We start from the raw sequence: 17,124 nt of genomic DNA on the forward strand, positions 1-17,124 counted from the left end.
GCAGTTCTGCAGAAAGAACGTGCAGCGTCGAAGCCGGTCGCGAAGGTCCTGCCCATGCTCGGGCTGGCCCATCTCGACCGGCCTTTCGATTATCTGATCGACGCCGAGCAAGATGCCGATGCCGTCCCGGGTGTCCGTGTGCGGGTTCGGTTCTCCGGCCGACTCGTCGACGGCTTCCTTCTCGACCGCGTCGAAGAATCCGAGCATCCCGGCAAGCTGGGGTGGCTCGAACGGATCGTCTCACCCGAGCCGGTGCTCTCACCCGAGATGATGCTCGTGTGCCGTGCCGTGGCCGAGCGCTACGCAGGCACGATGTCCGACGTGATCCGACTTGCCGTGCCGCCTCGACATGCGCGCACCGAGAAGGGGGAGACGCCTGCGCCGACGTCGGACGTCGTCGTTCCCGAACGTGATGGGTGGCGTGCGTATCTCAACGCAGACTCCTTCGTAGACTCACTCGCCGACGGCGCTCCGCGCGCGCTGTGGCAGGCGACGCCGGGGGAGGACTGGCCTGCCCGACTCGCCGAACTCGCTGCCCACGTCGCCGCAGCGGGACGCGGGGTGGTCGTCGTGGTGCCCGATCAACGTGACCTCGACCGATTGTCGGCAGCATGTGAGCCGCTGCTCGGCGACCGGTGCGTCACCCTCGCCGCCGGACTCGGCCCGACCGCCAGGTATCGGCGGTGGTTGGCGGTGCGGCGTGGTGCTGCCGACGTCGTGCTCGGGACCCGTAGCGCGGTGTTCGCGCCCGTGCACGATCTGGGACTGATGGTCATCTGGGACGACGGCGACGACAGCCTGGATGAGCCGCGAGCGCCGTATCCGCATCCGCGCGAGGTCGCGGTGTTGCGGGCGCACATCGAGCGCGCCGGACTCGTGATCGGTGGTTTCGCACGAACCGCCGAGGCGCAGGTGCTCGCCGAGGCGGGCTGGGCACACGACCTCGTGGCCGCGCGCGCGACGGTCCGCGACCGCAGCCCCAGGATCGACGCGATCAGCGACGAGGATTCGCGCGTGGCACGTGATCCGCTGGCGCACAGTGCACGTATACCCGAGGTGGCGTTCGACGCCGCGCGCAAGGCCATCGCCGCCGACACCCCGGTCCTGTTCAGCGTGCCGCGGCGCGGCTACATCCCATCGCTCGCGTGTGCGCGGTGTCGTACCCACGTGCGCTGCCGGTCGTGTCACGGGCCGGTACAGATGGGCGCCGACCAGCAGCTCACCTGCCGATGGTGTGGCCGTGTGGAGTTGCGCTTTCGCTGTGTCGAGTGCGGCGGTACGCAGGTCAGGGCGCTGACGACGGGCGCTCGTCGCACCGCAGAGGAATTAGGACGGGCGTTCGCGGGGGTCCCGGTACTCACCAGCGGTGGCTCGTCGATCCACGACCGGGTCGACGGCGGTGCGCGCGTCGTCGTGTCGACGCCGGGCGCCGAGCCGGTTGCCGACGGCGGTTACGGAGCCGCGGTCGTCCTCGACACGTGGGCCCAGCTCGACAGATTCGACCTACGCGTCGACGAGAACGCGGTCCGCCGATGGATGGCGATCGGTGCGCTGATCCGCGCGCGCCACGACGGCGGCGCGATGGTGATCGTCGCCGACGCCTCACTGAGCCCGGTACAAGCGGTCATCCGGTGGGACCCGGTGGGCTTCGCCGCGCACGAACTCGCCAATCGGGTCGAGCTGGGTTTTCCGCCCGCGGTCACGATGGCGTCGATCGACGGCGACACCGCGTCGATCAACGCGTTCACCGATCTGATCGAATTGCCCGCCGGCGCAGACGTTCTCGGGCCCGTGCCACTGCCGCCGGGTGTGCGTCCTCCCGCAGGTGTTCCCGACGGCGCTGAGATCGAACGCATTCTGGTGCGCACCGATCGTCGGCACGGGCGCGAACTGACGGCGGCGCTGACCGAGGCGCAGGTGCGGCGCAACACACATCATGAGACCGGGCCGATCCGTGTGCAGGTCGATCCACCTACCATCGGATGAGCGCAATGTCTGCGCCCAACGATGCCGAAGGAGTCTGACGTGCGGATCGTGTTCGCCGGAACACCCGAGGTCGCGGTGCCCTCGCTGCAGCGGCTCCTCGAGTCACCCGACCATGAGGTCGTCGGTGTGATCTCACGACCCGATGCGGTCGCGGGGCGTGGTCGTAAGGTGTCGCGGTCACCGATCGCCGAGCTGGCCGATGCGAACGGCATCGAGGTCATCACTCCGCGTCGGATGTCCGACGCCGACGTCGCCGAGGCTCTCGCTCGGTGGCAACCCGCCGTCGGGGCCGTCGTCGCTTATGGCGGGCTGATTCCGCCGGACGTTCTCGAAATCCCACCGCATGGCTGGATCAACCTGCACTTCTCGGTGTTGCCCGCATGGCGTGGCGCCGCACCGGTGCAGGCCGCGATCGCCGCGGGTGACGAGACCACGGGCGCCAGCACCTTCCTGCTGGAGAAGGGACTCGACACCGGCCCCGTGTACGGCGTGCTGACCGAGACGATCCGCCCGACCGACACCAGCGGAGAACTGCTGGACAGATTGGCCGTCGCCGGGTCGACGCTGCTTCTGTCCACCCTGGACGGGATCGCCGCGGGTGCGCTGTCGCCGGTGCTGCAGCCCGCGGACGGGGTCAGCCACGCACCCAAGGTCGAGGTCGACGACGCGCGGGTGCGGTGGGATCTGCCTGCGCACCTGCTCGATCGACGTATTCGTGCGCACACTCCCGCACCGGGCGCATGGACGACGCTCGGCGACGCGCGTGTGAAGGTCGGCCCGGTCGGTCTCGTCGGCTCCGACGACCCTTCCGCGCCAAAGGATCTGGCGCCTGGGCGCGTCGTCGTGACCAAGAAGGTGGTGTTCGTGGGTACGGCCACCGATCCCGTGCGGCTCGGGTGGGTGCAGCCGCCGGGTAAGAAGCAGATGCCGGCCACAGATTGGGCGCGTGGGGCGCGCCTCGACGAGGAGACGGTGCTGTCATGAGTGATCCGAAGCTGCGGAAGAAGGCCGCCGATCCGGTACGCGAGGTCGCCCGAGACGTCCTGCGCGCCGTCCGCGAGCGCGACGCCTACGCCAACCTCGTACTTCCGAAGCTATTGCGGGAACGCAAGATCACCGGACGTGACGCCGCGCTGGCCACGGAGCTGACCTACGGCACCGCGCGTGCGTTCGGCACTCTCGACGCGATCATCGCCGCGGCCGCGAATCGTCCGGTGTCCGAGATCGATGGCGACGTCCTCGATGTACTGCGTCTCGGTGCCTACCAGTTGCTGCGGACCCGCATCGGGGCGCACGCGGCGGTCTCGACGTCCGTCGACCTCATTCGTAGCGAAAAGGGCATGGGCCCTTCGGGTTTCGTGAATGCCGTGCTGCGCAAGATCTCTCAACGCGACGAGGACCTGTGGGTTGACGAACTGGCTCCGCCGATCTGGGACGACCTCGTAGGAAACCTGGCGTTCCGATATGCGCACCCGCGCTGGATCGCGGAGGTCTTCTCCGACGCGCTCGGTGGTTCCGCAGGCGAACTGCAGGCCGCGCTCGCCGCCGACGACGACCGACCACCCGTGCACCTCGTCGCACGCCCGGGACTCATCACCGCAGAGGAATTGGCCCTCACGAGCGGTGGCGAGGTCGGTCGCTACTCGCCGTACGCGGTGTACCTGCCGGGCGGAGACCCCGGCGACATCGAGGCTGTGCGTCAGGGTTATGCGGGAGTTCAGGACGAGGGGAGTCAGCTCGTCGCACGGGCTGTCACCGCCGCCGACGTCGGCGAGGACGGCGGCCGATGGTTGGACATGTGCGCGGGCCCCGGCGGTAAGGCCGCGCTGATCGGCGCGATCGCCGACATCGACGGTGCGCATCTCGACGCCGTCGAGGTGAGTGAACACCGCGCCGACCTGATCCGGGGTGTCACCCGCGACATGCCCGTCGACGTACACGTCGGCGACGCGCGCAACCTCACGCCCGAGACGGGCCTGGCCCCGGGCTACGACAGGATTCTGCTGGACGCCCCGTGCTCGGGACTCGGCTCGCTTCGTCGTCGACCGGAGGCCCGCTGGCGGCGCACTCCCGACGACGTGACCGAACTCGTAGGCCTGCAGCGTGAATTGCTCACGGAGGCATTGCGAATGGTGCGCCCCGGCGGCGTCGTCGTCTATTCGACGTGCTCGCCGCATCCCGCGGAGACGACCGAACTCGTCGCCTCTGTTCTCGACGACGTCCCGGAGGCTCGCCAGCTCGACGCCCGGCCACTGGTCGGCACCGAGGAGATCGGCGACGGCCCACACGTACAACTCTGGCCCCATCGGCAGGGCACCGACGCCATGTTCCTGGCCGCGCTGACGAAGGAATGACCACTACTCCTCGGCGTGTTCGATCCAGTGCGGTCTTGATCGAAAATGCTTGCGGCACCGCCTTATTCGAGGTATACTAGAACAAAGATTCGACGGCGTCGGGGGTCTCATGTTCGCAGAAACCAGTGACCTGGAATCGCTGGTTTTTGCGCTCGGTGAGATGCCTGCCGCTGAGTCCGAAGCCGACGCCGCCGCCCGGCTGACCGTTCTGGAAGAGATCAAATCCGCCTGTGCCGCAGCGCAAGCGCGTGAGGCGGCGCGGCTGGATGAGCTCCGTCGCGCCGATGAGGAACTGCGTGGCGTACCGAAGGCGAGGCAGGGCAGGGGACTCTCGGCCGAAATCGGAATCGCTCGAAAAGCCTCTCCGCAGAAGGGTTCTCAGTATCTCGGGTTCGCGCGGGCGATCCAGCACGAGATGCCCCACACGCGAGACGCGCTGGCGTCGGGTCGGCTGACGGAATGGCGTGCCACCATTCTGGTTCGCGAGACGGCCTACCTCACCCGCGAAACACGCGAGGAGATCGACCGACGGGTCTGTGCGGATCCGACGACGCTCGACGGTGTCGGCGACCGCCAACTCGAGGCGCTCGCCAAGCAGCACGCCTACGAGTTGGAACCTCAGGCCGTGGTGGATCGAAAAGCGAAGGCCGAGAAGGATCGTCGAGTGTCGGTACGTCCGGCGCCCGATCTGATGACTCGGTTGTCCGCGCTGCTGCCGATGAAGCAGGGAATCTCGGTCTACGCGGCACTCAAGCGGTACGCCGACTCGGTCGTCGGTGCAGACGACCGTAGCCACGCGCAGATCATGGCCGACACGCTCGTCGAGCGGGTCACCGGACAGAAATCGGCCGACGCCGTGCCCGTCGCGGTCAACGTCGTCATGTCGGCCGACACGATGCTCGGGGGCGAGAAGGTGGCGGAGGTTCCGGGATACGGGCCGATTCCGGCGTCTATTGCACGTCAGCTCGTCTCCGAGGGCTTCGACCCCGATAGTGAGACCGCGTCGACGTTGAGACGCCTGTACGCAAGGCCGTCCGACGGCACGCTGGTCTCGATGGACGCAAAGTCGCGCTGCTTTCCCGCGGCACTGGTGCTCTTCGTCGCCCGGCGTGACAGGCGATGCAGGGTTGCCTACTGCAACGGGCACGTCGAACACATCGACCACATCCTCGCCCACCGCAGTGGTGGGCCAACGACCGCGGAGAACGGCGAGGGGCTGTGCCGTCTCCACAATCTGGTCAAGGAACTACCCGGTTGGAAATATCGTCGGCGCACCGAGTTCGGCGACATCACCGTGATCGACGTCATCACACCCTCGGGGAGCGAGCACCGGAGCACGTCACCGCCCGCTGTCGGCTTCCGGCCGGCGGGGGAGAGTGCGCTCGAGACCGAACTGGCGGCGCTGATCAACGCAGCGTGACGTCGGTTGCGTAGCTGACGATGACGAGGGTCCCGCCGACCTCGTCGTCGACGACGACGAGTCGACATCAGCTATGGCAGATGGGCGAAATGCAGCGCATTCAGAACACTCAATTGTGATCACTTTCCACGGCGCGCGGATTCTCGGTGCGGGAGTTTGAGCGGTGACCACGTATATTGCCCTTACGTGAACGATCTTCGCGCAGCCCGGTACGCCGAACACATACGTAGCATGGGCCAATTTGTCCGTTTCGGCATTGTCGGGGCGTGCGGAGTCGTCGTCAACATGGTCGTCGCGATCCTGCTCAACAAAGCCCACGGCGGTACCTCGAAGGCGAACGACGTGGTGTGGCACGTCAGCGGAACCGACTTCAACCTGCGGTTCACCGTTATCGTCTGGATCGTCGGATTTCTCGTGGCGAATTGCGTGAATTTCCAGCTCAACCGCACATGGACCTTCAAAAGCTCCAAACATGCCAGCTGGTGGTCGGAGTTCTGGCCATTTCTGGCGGTTGGCAGCGTCGCCGCGATCGTCGGGATGTTCCTGAAGGTCGGCTTCACCAATCCGACGTCGCCGATCTACCTCTCGTCGTCGTTCTTCCACGAGGGAGCAGGCCTGCACTCGCGCGAATACTGGGCCCAGATCATCACGATCGTGATCACGATGCCCATCAACTTCGCCGTCAACAAGCTGTGGACGTTCCGTGCGGTGCGGTCACCGATCGCCGAGCGTGAAGAGCAGGTGCCGCCGACTGCCTCCGCGGAACCTGCCACATCGTCGGGGCCGGTGGACAGTTAGATTGGCTGCCATGACTGACGCCAACGCTCCGATGATCGCGCCGTCGATTCTCTCCGCCGATTTCGCCAATCTCGCAGCCGAATCCGCCGCGGTCGCGCATCCGGGCAGCACTCGCGCCGACTGGTTGCATGTCGACGTGATGGACGCACATTTCGTCCCGAACCTCACCCTTGGACTCCCGGTAGTCGAGAGCCTGCTCAAGGCAACCGACATCCCGCTCGACTGCCACCTGATGATCGACGATCCCAAGCGCTGGGCTCCGCCCTACGCCGAGGCCGGTGCCTACAACGTCACGTTCCACGCCGAGGCGACGTCGGATCCTGTCGACGTTGCGCGCGACATCCGCGCCGCAGGGGCGAAGGCCGGCCTGGCGATCAAGCCGAACACGCCGCTCGAGCCATATCTGGAGATCCTGCGCGACATCGACACGCTGCTCGTGATGAGTGTCGAGCCGGGCTTCGGCGGACAGAAGTTCATCGCAGAGGTGCTGGAGAAGGTCAAGATCGTGCGCACGATCGTCGACTCGTCGGATCTGCGACTGCTCGTCGAGATCGACGGCGGAATCAACGCCGACACCATCGAGCAGGCCGCGGAGGCGGGCGTCGACTGCTTCGTCGCGGGCTCTGCTGTCTACGGCGCCGACGATCCCGGTAAGGCCGTCGCAGCGTTGCGCGAGCAGGCCGCCACGGCCAGGGCTCGTGTCGACTGACGACCCCCTGCTCGATTCTTCGATGCGGTCAGCCATCGAGGAATCGGTCGGCGCGCTGGGGCTCAGCTCTCCCAACCCGCCCGTCGGCGCGGTGATCGTGTCGCCCGACGGCCAGATCATCGCGCGCGGCCACACGCAGCCACCTGGTGGGCCGCATGCCGAGATCATGGCGCTGCGTGCTGCGGGGGACGCGGCGCGCGGCGCAACCGCGGTGGTGACACTCGAACCCTGCAATCACACAGGCCGCACGGGCCCCTGTTCGCAGGCTCTGATCGACGCGGGGATCGCGCGCGTGGTGTTCGCGGTGGCCGACCCCAATCCCACCGCCAGCGGGGGAGCCGGACGGTTGCGCGACGCGGGCGTCGACGTCGAGTCCGGTCGCCTCGACGTCGAGGCGCGCACCGGCCCGCTGCGCCACTGGCTGTTCACGCAGGAGCACGGCAGACCGTTCGTCACCGCGAAGATCGCATCGACCGTTGACGGCCGGGTCGCAGCACCCGACGGCACGAGTCGGTGGATCACCGGCCCTCAGTCGCGGGCGCGCGCACACCGGCAGCGTGGGCAGATCGACGCCATCGTCGTCGGCACCGGAACCGTGCTCGCCGACGATCCCTCGCTCACCGCGCGCCTGCCCGACGACACTCTCGCGCCACACCAGCCGACCAGGGTGGCGATGGGGTTGCGCGACGTCGACGCGTCGGCGCGCATCCGCGACGACGCCGCACCGTTTCTGCATGTCCGCAGCCACGACCCGGCAGACGTCCTCGCGGCGCTACCCGACGCCACCTGGGTGCTCGTCGAGGGTGGACCGGCGATCATCGGTGCGTTCGTCGACGCGGGTCTCGTCGATGAGATCGAGGCCTACGTTGCGCCGACAGTGCTCGGCGCAGGCGCTGCTTCTGTCGATCGGCCGACACTCACGACGCTCGCGCAAGCGCAGAGATTCGCCACCACCGAGGTCGAGCGACTCGGCGACGACGTTCTCATTCGCATGGCGCGCGGCTGAACCTACTTGCGCTTCAGGCGGTTCCGGCCGATGAACCATCCCGCGATGACGCCCGCGAGCGCGATGATCGTCAGCACGAGCCACAGCGACGCTCCGACGTGGATGAACAAGAAATTGATGCGCACGTGTTGGGTGTTCTGCGCGATGAAGATGACGCCCAGAACGATGAGCAGGAGTGGAATCCAGTTGCGTGCGGCGAGTCCGAGGAGCTTCGACGACGTCGTCTGTCCTGTTGAACTGCGCTCGGTGTTCGCGGTCACGGCGACACCGCCTTTCCATGAGGTTGAACATTGCGGTTGAGTGCTGCGGTTGAGCACTGCGGCGTGGGCGATGTACGCCCGCTGATCGGAATTATCACCCGGTGAGGGGCACCGGTGGCGGATTGCGGGTTTCGGGTGAGTGTCGAACCCCTTCACCTGCGTGCTAGCGTCGAAAGTGACGTTCTCGGGGCGGGGTGAAAGTCCCCACCGGCGGTGAGTGGTCGCGATCAGGTCGCGACGACAAGCCCGCGAGCGCCCGGCCACAAGGTCGGGGTCAGCAGATCCGGTGTGATTCCGGAGCCGACGGTCACAGTCCGGATGCGAGAGAACAAGACGGCACACGTGTGCCGCCCTGTCCGCCCCAGCGGGTTGCCGACAGTGTTCGCCAGAACACGCCGGGTAGCCCAGAACGCAGCGGGTCGCCCACAACGAGGGCAGGACAGGAGCGCATATTGTTCACCGGCATCGTCGAAGAACTCGGCACGATCGTCGCGCGCGACGACCTTTCGGATTCGGCCCGATTCACCATTTCCGGACCGCTCGTCACCTCTGACGCCTCACACGGTGACTCGATCGCGGTCAACGGCGTGTGCTTGACTGTCGTGGAGCTTTCGTCCGACGGCGCGTTTACCGTCGACGTGATGGCCGAATCCCTCAATCGCAGCTCGCTCGATGTCCTCGCGACCGGCAGCCGCGTCAATCTCGAACGCGCGATGGCCGCAGACGGACGATTCGGGGGCCACATCGTGCAGGGCCACGTCGACGGAACCGGAACGGTGACCTCCGTGACCCCCTCCGAGCACTGGACCGTCGTGCGCATCGCGGTTCCCGACACGCTGTCGCGCTACCTCGTGGAGAAGGGATCGATCACCGTCGACGGGGTGTCCCTCACGGTTTCGGCCATCGGTACCGAACCCGGCGGGAACGGGCAGAGCTGGTTCGAAATTTCCCTGATCCCCACCACGTTGAACGAGACGAACTTGGGTACGGCGCAGGTGGGTGCCGTGGTCAACCTCGAAGTCGACGTCATCGCCAAGTACGTCGAACGTCTCGCGTCGGCGAATACCACCGCGACACCCGCGGACGCAGCAGGAGTGAAGTGACACAGATGAGCACCGACAACAGCGCCCTCACCGAGAGCCCAGTCACCGACGACACCGGTACGCACACGACGGTCGAGCTCGACACCGTCGAGCGCGCCATCGCCGACATCGCCGCCGGTAAGGCTGTGGTCGTCGTCGACGACGAGGACCGCGAGAACGAGGGCGATCTGATCTTCGCCGCCGAGAAGGCGACCCCGGAACTGGTTGCGTTCATGGTGCGCTACACCTCGGGCTACCTGTGTGTGCCCCTCGACGGCGACACCTGCGACCGGCTCGGCCTGCCCCCGATGTACTCGGTGAACCAGGACAAGCACGGCACCGCCTACACCGTGACGGTCGACGCGCGTGAGGGCATCGGCACCGGCATCAGCGCGTCCGACCGCGCGACGACCATGCGCAAGCTCTCCGACCCGGAGAGCACAGCGAACGACTTCACCCGACCCGGCCACGTGGTGCCGCTCCGCGCCAAGGACGGGGGAGTTCTTCGACGCCCCGGACACACCGAGGCCGCCGTCGACCTCGCGCGCCTCGCGGGCTTCACCCCCGCGGGCGTGATCTGCGAGATCGTCTCGCAGAAGGACGAGGGCTCGATGGCGCAGACTCCCGAACTGCGGGTCTTCGCCGACGAACACGACCTTGCGCTCATCTCGATCGCCGACCTCATCGCGTGGCGGCGTCGACACGAGAAGCACGTCGTCCGCGTCGCCGACGCACGGATCCCGACCAGGCACGGTGAGTTCCGCGCGGTCGGCTACACGAGCATTCACGACGACGTCGAGCACGTCGCGTTGGTGATGGGCGACATCGCGGGCGAGGACGGAACCGGCAGCGACGTGCTGGTGCGTGTGCACTCCGAATGTCTGACCGGTGACGTGTTCGGATCGCTTCGCTGTGATTGCGGGCCGCAACTCGACGCCGCGATGGAGATGGTCGCCACCGAGGGTCGCGGCGTGGTGCTCTACATGCGCGGTCACGAGGGCCGCGGCATTGGGCTCATGCACAAGCTGCAGGCCTATCAGCTGCAGGACGCGGGCTCTGACACGGTCGACGCCAATCTTCAGCTCGGGCTGCCCGCAGACTCGCGTGACTACGGACTCGGCGCGCAGATCCTCGCCGACCTCGGCGTCACCTCGATGCGGTTGCTGACCAACAATCCCGCGAAGCGCGTCGGACTCGACGGCTACGGTCTGCAGATCGTCGAACGTGTGCCGATGCCGGTGCGCGCGAACAAGGAGAACCTGCGGTATCTGCGCACCAAGCGCGACCGTATGGGCCACGACATCATCGGACTCGACGAACCGCTCGCCGACGGCGCAGCGGTCGCAGGTGAGGCGGGACAGGCATGAGCGGCGCGGGCGAACCCGAACTCGACCTCGGCGATGCGGGCGACATCTCGCTCGCCATCGTGTCGTCGCAGTGGCACGCAACGATCTGTACCGCGCTCCTCGACGGGGCGGTGCGGGAGGCAGCCAAGTACGGCGTCGACAACCCGACCATCGTCCAGGTCGCGGGCGCCATCGAACTGCCGGTCATCGTGCAGGCGCTCGCCCGGACCCACGACGCGGTCGTGGCACTCGGGGTCGTGATCAAGGGCGAGACGCCTCATTTCGAATACGTCTGCGACGCGGTGACCGCTGGTCTGACCCGTGTGTCGCTCGACGAGTCGACCCCTGTCGGCAACGGCGTCCTGACCACGCTCAATGAGCAGCAGGCCCTCGACCGCGCCGGGCTTCCCGACTCCAAGGAGGACAAGGGTGCCCAGGCGACCGCCGCGGCGTTGGCGTCGGCGCTCACACTGCGCGCGTTGAGCACCGCCGGGTCGCCCGCGTGACCGAGAGCAGCCCGCAGATGGCGTCGACCGATTCACCCCGCAACGGTGATGCCGAGTGGGACATGATCTACCGACCACGCCGACTCGCGCGGATCGCCGTCGTCGTCGCCATCGTCGTGCTGGCCATCCACATCGTCTTCGGCGTGTTGCTGACGATCTCCGACACCGGCCCGGAGAACATCGGGGCCTCGGATCAGGCGGCGATCATCATCATCGGACTGATCATCGCGGCCGCCATCCTGCTCTTCACCCGGCCGCGGCTGCGCGTGGGAGAGCAGGGTGTATCGGTGCGCAACCTGTGGGGAGACCGACTGTTCGGGTGGGATCGGGTGCGCGGATTGACCTACCCGGACCGTGGGTTCGGTGCACAGTTGCTGCTGCCGGCCGACGAGCACATCCCGGTGTTGGCGGTCCAAGCGGGCGACGGAGACAGGGCTGTAGAGGCGATGGATCGCTATCGCGTCCTCGCAGCGCGGTACCAGAGCGGTTCGTCATCGACCTGACCGGCGGGTGCGCCGCTGTGGTCGGTACCGCGTACTAGCCTGGAATCCGTGGCAGACCCGACTACCTACCGTCCCGCACCGGGGACGATTCCGACCGACCCCGGGGTCTACCGTTTCCGCGATGCACACGGCCGCGTCATCTACGTGGGCAAAGCGAAGAACCTCCGCTCGCGTCTCACGTCGTACTTCGCCGATGTGGCGTCGCTGCATCCACGCACGCGTCGGATGGTCACGACCGCGGCGTCGGTCGAGTGGACGGTCGTCGGCACCGAGGTCGAGGCGCTTCAGCTCGAGTACAACTGGATCAAGGAATTCGATCCGCGGTTCAACGTCCGCTACCGCGACGACAAGACCTACCCGATGCTCGCGGTCACCATGAACGAGGAGTACCCGCGGTTGTTCGTCTACCGCGGTCCGCGTAAGAAGGGCGTCCGGTATTTCGGTCCCTACTCACATGCGTGGGCGATCCGCGAGACGGTCGACCTCCTCACTCGCGTCTTTCCGGCCAGAACCTGCTCCGCCGGTGTGTTCAAACGTCATCGCCAGATCGATCGTCCGTGCCTGCTCGGCTACATCGACAAGTGCGCTGCGCCGTGCATCGGACGCGTGAGTGCCGACGAGCACCGAGCAATCGTCAACGACTTCTGCGACTTCCTCGCCGGACGCACCGATCAGATGATTCGACGCCTCGAACGCGAGATGAACACGGCGGCAGAGCAACTCGACTTCGAACGCGCGGCGCGGCTGCGCGACGACGTCGGCGCGATGCGGCGCGCGATGGAGAAGCAGGCCGTTGTGCTCGGCGACGGAACCGACGCCGACGTCGTCGCGATGGTCGGCGACGATCTCGAGGTCTCGGTGCAGATCTTCCACGTCCGCGACGGGCGTGTACGCGGGCAGCGAGGGTGGGTCGTCGAGAAGCCGGACGACGAGTCGCCGGCCGAGCAGGTCTCGCAGTTCCTCACCCAGTTCTACGGTCGGCAGGACGACCTCGACGGCAGCGAGGCGATCCCGCGAGAAGTCCTGGTCCCGGAATTGCCACCGGACGAGGAGCAACTCGCGGAGTGGCTCTCGGGCCTGCGCGGGTCGAAGGTCCGGCTGCGCGTGCCGCAGCGCGGCGACAAGCGCGCACTCTTCGAGACCGTCGAGCGTAATGCGGGTGAGGCGCTCGCCCAGCACAAGCTCAGGCGCGCAGGCGATCTCACCACGCGGTCGGCCGCGCTGACCGAATTGCAGGAAGCGCTCGGACTCGACCAGGCACCCCTGCGGATCGAATGCGTCGACATCTCGCACGTCCAGGGAACCGACGTCGTCGCATCCCTCGTCGTGTTCGAGGACGGGCTGCCACGCAAGTCCGACTACCGTCACTACTCGATTCGGCAGGCTGCCGGTGACGGGCACTCCGACGACGTGGCATCCATCGCGGAGGTGACCCGCAGGCGATTCCTGCGTCACCGCGCCGACCAGGAGGCCGCCGCGTCGGCCGCGGTGCACGTGACATCGGGCGAGATCTCCGCGCGTGCGGTCGATTCCGCGCCGCCTCCGCCGAAGAAGTTCGCGTATCCGCCCAACCTGTACGTCGTCGACGGCGGCGCGCCCCAGGTCCACGCTGCGGCAGCCGTTCTCGACGAACTCGGCGTCAACGACGTCTCCGTCATCGGCCTCGCCAAGCGTCTCGAAGAAGTGTGGGTGCCCGGCGACGACGATCCGGTGATCCTGCCACGCAACAGCGAGGCGTTGTTCCTCCTGCAACGCGTGCGCGACGAGGCCCACCGGTTCGCGATCACCTTCCATCGCAGCAAGCGCAGTAAGCGGATGACCGAATCGGTGCTCGACGGCGTCGCCGGCCTCGGGCGTGCACGCCGCACCGCGCTGGTCACCCACTTCGGTTCGGTTGCCCGACTGCGCGAGGCGTCGATCGACGAGATCGCACAGGTCCCCGGCATCGGTGAGGCGACGGCGCGCGCGGTCCACGACGCGCTGGAGCCCGTCAACGCGGGCGCTCCGGCCCAGAGTGGTGTTTCAGATCAGAACGGTGTCCCAAGTGTTCCAACCCAGACGGGAGCAGAGAGTGGCTGAGATCGCCGACGACGATCAACTCGTCGTCCTGTTTGTGGCAGGTATGTCGGGTGCAGGCCGATCGACTGTCGCCAACATCTTGGAGGACGACGGCTGGTACGTGGCCGACAACGTCCCCGCTCCGCTGCTCTCGACGCTCGTCGAGACCGTGCGCGAGTCCGACCCGCCGGTCACCCGACTGGCGGTGGTGCTGCGGGCATCCGATCCGACGATCGGCGCGCAGTTGGAGTCTCTGCGCACCCAACTCGAACTCGCGGGGATCGCTACGAAGGTCCTGTTCCTCGATGCGACCGATCCGGTGCTCGTCCGTAGATTCGAGCAGGTTCGTCGTCGACATCCGTTGCAGGGCAGCGAAACTCTCGTCGAAGGCATCGCTCGCGAACGTGTCATCCTCGCCCCGATCAAGAACTCGGCCGACCTCGTCGTCGAGACGTCGTCGTTGACGGTATCGAAGCTGCGTGAGCTCGTCGAGGAGGTCTATCCGCACGACGGCGAGCCACGACTGTCCGTCGCGGTGCAGTCGTTCGGGTTCAAGTACGGATTGCCGATCGACTCCGACATGGTGGCCGATGTCCGATTCCTGCCGAACCCCTATTGGGTGTCGGAGTTGCGTGAGAAGAACGGTCGCGACGAATCGGTTCGCGACTACGTGCTCGGTCACGACGAGGCAGGGCATTTTCTCGATCTCTACACCGACCTCGTCGGTGTCGTCGGCAAGGGCTACCTGCGCGAGGGTAAGCGATACATGACGATCAGCGTCGGGTGCACCGGCGGCAAGCATCGCAGCGTCGCGATCGCCGAAGAACTCGCTTCGCGGTTGAAAGCTGCGGGAGACGACGCCGGTTCGACCCGGTACGACGTACGCGTGATGCACCGCGATCTGGGGCGCGAATGAGCAGCCCGGAACGCATCGTCGCGCTCGGTGGAGGCCACGGCCTCTACGCGACGTTGACGGCGATGAGGTATCTCAGCCAGAACGTCACGGCGGTGGTGACGGTTGCCGACGACGGCGGCTCGTCCGGCAGGCTCCGGAGTGAGCTCGACATCATCCCTCCGGGTGATCTGCGAATGGCGATGGTCGCGCTGATGAGCGCGCCCGCCGCGCTCGACGATCGCGACGACGATCCCGAACCGGGCGCGATGGAGCGCTCCCGTCACGAGCTGTGGGCACGCACTCTGCAGCATCGTTTCGGTGGATACGGCGCACTCGCAGGGCATCCCGTCGGCAATCTGCTCCTCGCGGGCCTGTCCGAGGTTCTCGGCGACCCGGTCGCGGCCCTCGATGAATTGGGCAGACTTTTCGACATCGACGGCCGGGTACTTCCCATGTCGACCGGCCCATTGGAGATCGAGGCGGATGTCTCCGGCCTCGAATCCGATCCACGGATCAGTCGGGTCATCCGGGGACAGGTCGCGGTCGCGACGACGCCGGGCAAGGTGCGTCGCGTGCGTCTGATGCCGCCCGACCCGCCCGCCTGTGACGACGCTCTCGACGCCATCGCTGCCGCCGACCTCGTGGTGCTCGGTCCCGGCTCGTGGTTCTCGAGCGTCATCCCGCACGTGCTTGTGCCTGCCCAGCGAAAGGCGTTGCGGCAGAGCGCAGCCCGCAAGATGTTGTTCGTCAACCTGGCACCCGAACCAGGGGAGACGCCCGGCTTCTCGGTCGAGCGTCACCTTCACGTCCTGCACGCGCACGACGACACGTTGTCGATCGACGACGTCGTCGTCGACTCGGCGTCTGTACCGTCGGGTGCCGAGCGTGATCACCTGGTGCGGGCGGCGAAAAACTTCGGCGCACAACTGCGTGTCGGTGATCTGGCCGTCCCCGGTCAGCACGTACACGACCCCGTCAAGGTTGCATCGCTGGTGAAGGAACTGTGCGAAGGTGAAGGCACCGACTAGGCTGGGTCTATTGTCTGCAGCGCGGGCGTTGCGTGACTCGGGTGTCTGCACAATCGCCCGATCGAGGGGTTTGGGAACCAGGTGACAGGAGGCAAGGGACCGGTGGCAATGACCGCGGCCGTGAAGGACGAGTTGAGCCGGCTCACGGTGACACAGGTGAGTTGCCGCAAAGCCGAGGTGTCTGCACTGTTGCGGTTCGCGGGCGGCCTGCACATCGTCGCCGGTCGCGTGGTGGTCGAGGCCGAGGTCGACATGGGCAACGTTGCGCGCCGCCTACGGCGCGACATCCACGACCTCTACGGCTATGCCTCCGATGTCCACGTTCTCCGCAGCGGCGGCATCCGTAAAAGCGCGCGCTACATCGTGCGTGTCACCAAAGACGGCGAGGGACTCGCGCGTCAGACGGGACTTCTCGACCTGCGTGGCCGACCGGTCCGTGGACTGCCTGCACAGGTTGTCGGCGGTAGCGTCGCCGACGCCGAAGCTGCTTGGCGCGGAGCATTTCTCGCGCACGGATCACTCACCGAACCCGGGCGTTCGTCGGCCCTTGAGGTCAGTTGTCCCGGGCCCGAGGCGGCGCTCGCACTCGTCGGCGCCGCTCGTCGGCTCGGTGTGTCTGCCAAGGCACGCGAGGTGCGCGGAGCCGATCGCGTGGTGATCCGCGACGGCGAGGCCATCGGTGCCCTGCTTACCCGCATGGGCGCACATGACACTCGTCTGGTGTGGGAGGAACGACGGATGCGACGCGAGGTGCGCGCAACCGCGAACCGCCTCGCGAACTTCGACGACGCGAATCTACGACGGTCCGCGCGTGCCGCCGTCGCCGCGGCCGCGCGGGTCGAACGGGCGTTGGAGATCCTCGGCGACGAAGTCCCCGACCACCTCATCGCCGCGGGGCAACTGCGTGTCACGCACAGGCAGGCGTCGCTGGAGGAGCTCGGTCAACTCGCCGATCCGCCGATGACCAAAGACGCCGTCGCGGGACGGATCCGGCGCCTGTTGTCGATGGCCGACAAGAAGGCGCGCACCGAGGGGATTCCCGATACCGAGTCGGCGGTCACGTCGGATCTTCTCGACGACGCCTGACGCTAGCGACCCTAATGGGTGCCGGAGCAGTTCGGGACCACTAGGCTGGACGGTGACTGGGTTCGCGGAGGCACTTTGGCTGCGCCC

16 protein-coding genes and 1 riboswitch are annotated in these 17,124 nt (G+C 67.0%); of the genes, 15 read left to right on the forward strand and 1 reads right to left on the reverse strand.

Features of this window, described 5'->3' with window-relative positions:
* Positions 1-54: 54 nt before the first annotated feature.
* The 7 genes from RND64_RS10520 to ribD all read left to right on the forward strand — a co-directional run bounded on the left by RND64_RS10520 (position 55) and on the right by ribD (position 8,273).
* The gene (locus RND64_RS10520; RefSeq protein ID WP_049697284.1) at positions 55-1,986 is read left to right on the forward strand and encodes a primosomal protein N'; all 1,932 of its coding nucleotides are present in this window, start codon (positions 55-57) and stop codon (positions 1,984-1,986) included.
* Between the two features lie 39 nt (positions 1,987-2,025).
* Positions 2,026-2,970 carry a methionyl-tRNA formyltransferase gene (fmt, locus tag RND64_RS10525; protein ID WP_049697285.1) on the forward strand — a complete coding sequence of 315 codons (945 nt, stop codon included), beginning with the start codon at positions 2,026-2,028 and terminating at the stop codon, positions 2,968-2,970.
* Positions 2,967-4,340 (forward strand): RsmB/NOP family class I SAM-dependent RNA methyltransferase, encoded by a 1,374-nt coding sequence (locus RND64_RS10530; protein WP_049697286.1) that lies wholly within the window; start codon positions 2,967-2,969, stop codon positions 4,338-4,340. The genes fmt and RND64_RS10530 overlap by 4 nt, the downstream gene beginning before the upstream one ends.
* A gap of 109 nt (positions 4,341-4,449) precedes the next feature.
* A complete protein-coding gene (locus RND64_RS10535; protein ID WP_442903971.1) occupies positions 4,450-5,760 on the forward strand; it encodes an HNH endonuclease in 1,311 nt (436 codons plus the stop codon).
* A gap of 231 nt (positions 5,761-5,991) precedes the next feature.
* Positions 5,992-6,558, forward strand: coding sequence for a GtrA family protein (locus RND64_RS10540; RefSeq protein WP_049697509.1), 567 nt, complete (start codon positions 5,992-5,994; stop codon positions 6,556-6,558).
* Between the two features lie 10 nt (positions 6,559-6,568).
* Entirely contained in the window at positions 6,569-7,267 is a 699-nt protein-coding gene (rpe, locus tag RND64_RS10545) for a ribulose-phosphate 3-epimerase (RefSeq protein WP_235434263.1), read from the forward strand.
* A gap of 22 nt (positions 7,268-7,289) precedes the next feature.
* A complete protein-coding gene (gene ribD, locus RND64_RS10550; protein WP_331436628.1) occupies positions 7,290-8,273 on the forward strand; it encodes a bifunctional diaminohydroxyphosphoribosylaminopyrimidine deaminase/5-amino-6-(5-phosphoribosylamino)uracil reductase RibD in 984 nt (327 codons plus the stop codon).
* 2 nt (positions 8,274-8,275) lie between these two features.
* Here ribD and RND64_RS10555 read toward each other — a convergent pair whose 3' ends face one another.
* Positions 8,276-8,533: a lipopolysaccharide assembly protein LapA domain-containing protein gene (locus RND64_RS10555; RefSeq protein WP_049697512.1), complete on the reverse strand. Its 258-nt coding sequence runs from the start codon at positions 8,531-8,533 to the stop codon at positions 8,276-8,278.
* Between the two features lie 176 nt (positions 8,534-8,709).
* A riboswitch (FMN riboswitch) is annotated at positions 8,710-8,867 on the forward strand.
* Positions 8,868-8,985: 118 nt separating this feature from the next.
* On the opposite strand from RND64_RS10555, the gene RND64_RS10560 reads away from it, so the two are divergent.
* The 8 genes from RND64_RS10560 to whiA all read left to right on the forward strand — a co-directional run bounded on the left by RND64_RS10560 (position 8,986) and on the right by whiA (position 17,037).
* Entirely contained in the window at positions 8,986-9,636 is a 651-nt protein-coding gene (locus RND64_RS10560; protein ID WP_331436629.1) for a riboflavin synthase, read from the forward strand.
* 5 nt (positions 9,637-9,641) lie between these two features.
* Positions 9,642-10,982 (forward strand): bifunctional 3,4-dihydroxy-2-butanone-4-phosphate synthase/GTP cyclohydrolase II, encoded by a 1,341-nt coding sequence (locus RND64_RS10565; RefSeq protein WP_331436630.1) that lies wholly within the window; start codon positions 9,642-9,644, stop codon positions 10,980-10,982.
* Positions 10,979-11,467: a 6,7-dimethyl-8-ribityllumazine synthase gene (gene ribH / locus RND64_RS10570; RefSeq protein ID WP_049697288.1), complete on the forward strand. Its 489-nt coding sequence runs from the start codon at positions 10,979-10,981 to the stop codon at positions 11,465-11,467. The genes RND64_RS10565 and ribH overlap by 4 nt, the downstream gene beginning before the upstream one ends.
* A 17-nt stretch (positions 11,468-11,484) precedes the next feature.
* Positions 11,485-11,970 carry a PH domain-containing protein gene (locus RND64_RS10575; protein WP_331436668.1) on the forward strand — a complete coding sequence of 162 codons (486 nt, stop codon included), beginning with the start codon at positions 11,485-11,487 and terminating at the stop codon, positions 11,968-11,970.
* Between the two features lie 48 nt (positions 11,971-12,018).
* Positions 12,019-14,049, forward strand: coding sequence for an excinuclease ABC subunit UvrC (gene uvrC, locus RND64_RS10580; RefSeq protein ID WP_331436631.1), 2,031 nt, complete (start codon positions 12,019-12,021; stop codon positions 14,047-14,049).
* Positions 14,042-14,944: an RNase adapter RapZ gene (rapZ, locus tag RND64_RS10585; RefSeq protein WP_049697291.1), complete on the forward strand. Its 903-nt coding sequence runs from the start codon at positions 14,042-14,044 to the stop codon at positions 14,942-14,944. Before uvrC ends, rapZ begins: the two co-directional genes overlap by 8 nt.
* The gene (locus RND64_RS10590) at positions 14,941-15,951 is read left to right on the forward strand and encodes a gluconeogenesis factor YvcK family protein (RefSeq protein ID WP_049697292.1); all 1,011 of its coding nucleotides are present in this window, start codon (positions 14,941-14,943) and stop codon (positions 15,949-15,951) included. The genes rapZ and RND64_RS10590 overlap by 4 nt, the downstream gene beginning before the upstream one ends.
* A 108-nt stretch (positions 15,952-16,059) precedes the next feature.
* The gene (whiA, locus tag RND64_RS10595; protein ID WP_200903193.1) at positions 16,060-17,037 is read left to right on the forward strand and encodes a DNA-binding protein WhiA; all 978 of its coding nucleotides are present in this window, start codon (positions 16,060-16,062) and stop codon (positions 17,035-17,037) included.
* Positions 17,038-17,124: the final 87 nt, after the last annotated feature.

The sequence above is a fragment of the Gordonia sp. w5E2 genome (assembly GCF_036540975.1).
GTDB lineage: Bacteria > Actinomycetota > Actinomycetes > Mycobacteriales > Mycobacteriaceae > Gordonia > Gordonia jacobaea.

Coding starts and splice junctions, on each gene's coding strand:
- ribD (WP_331436628.1), top strand. CDS start 7,290: ATGCGGTCAGCCATCGAGGAATCGGTCGGCGCGCTGGGGCTCAGCTCT.
- RND64_RS10520 (WP_049697284.1), top strand. CDS start 55: ATGCTCGGGCTGGCCCATCTCGACCGGCCTTTCGATTATCTGATCGAC.
- ribH (WP_049697288.1), top strand. CDS start 10,979: ATGAGCGGCGCGGGCGAACCCGAACTCGACCTCGGCGATGCGGGCGAC.
- RND64_RS10535 (WP_442903971.1), top strand. CDS start 4,450: ATGTTCGCAGAAACCAGTGACCTGGAATCGCTGGTTTTTGCGCTCGGT.
- RND64_RS10540 (WP_049697509.1), top strand. CDS start 5,992: ATGGGCCAATTTGTCCGTTTCGGCATTGTCGGGGCGTGCGGAGTCGTC.
- rpe (WP_235434263.1), top strand. CDS start 6,569: ATGACTGACGCCAACGCTCCGATGATCGCGCCGTCGATTCTCTCCGCC.
- RND64_RS10590 (WP_049697292.1), top strand. CDS start 14,941: ATGAGCAGCCCGGAACGCATCGTCGCGCTCGGTGGAGGCCACGGCCTC.
- RND64_RS10575 (WP_331436668.1), top strand. CDS start 11,485: ATGGCGTCGACCGATTCACCCCGCAACGGTGATGCCGAGTGGGACATG.
- whiA (WP_200903193.1), top strand. CDS start 16,060: ATGACCGCGGCCGTGAAGGACGAGTTGAGCCGGCTCACGGTGACACAG.
- RND64_RS10565 (WP_331436630.1), top strand. CDS start 9,642: ATGAGCACCGACAACAGCGCCCTCACCGAGAGCCCAGTCACCGACGAC.
- RND64_RS10530 (WP_049697286.1), top strand. CDS start 2,967: ATGAGTGATCCGAAGCTGCGGAAGAAGGCCGCCGATCCGGTACGCGAG.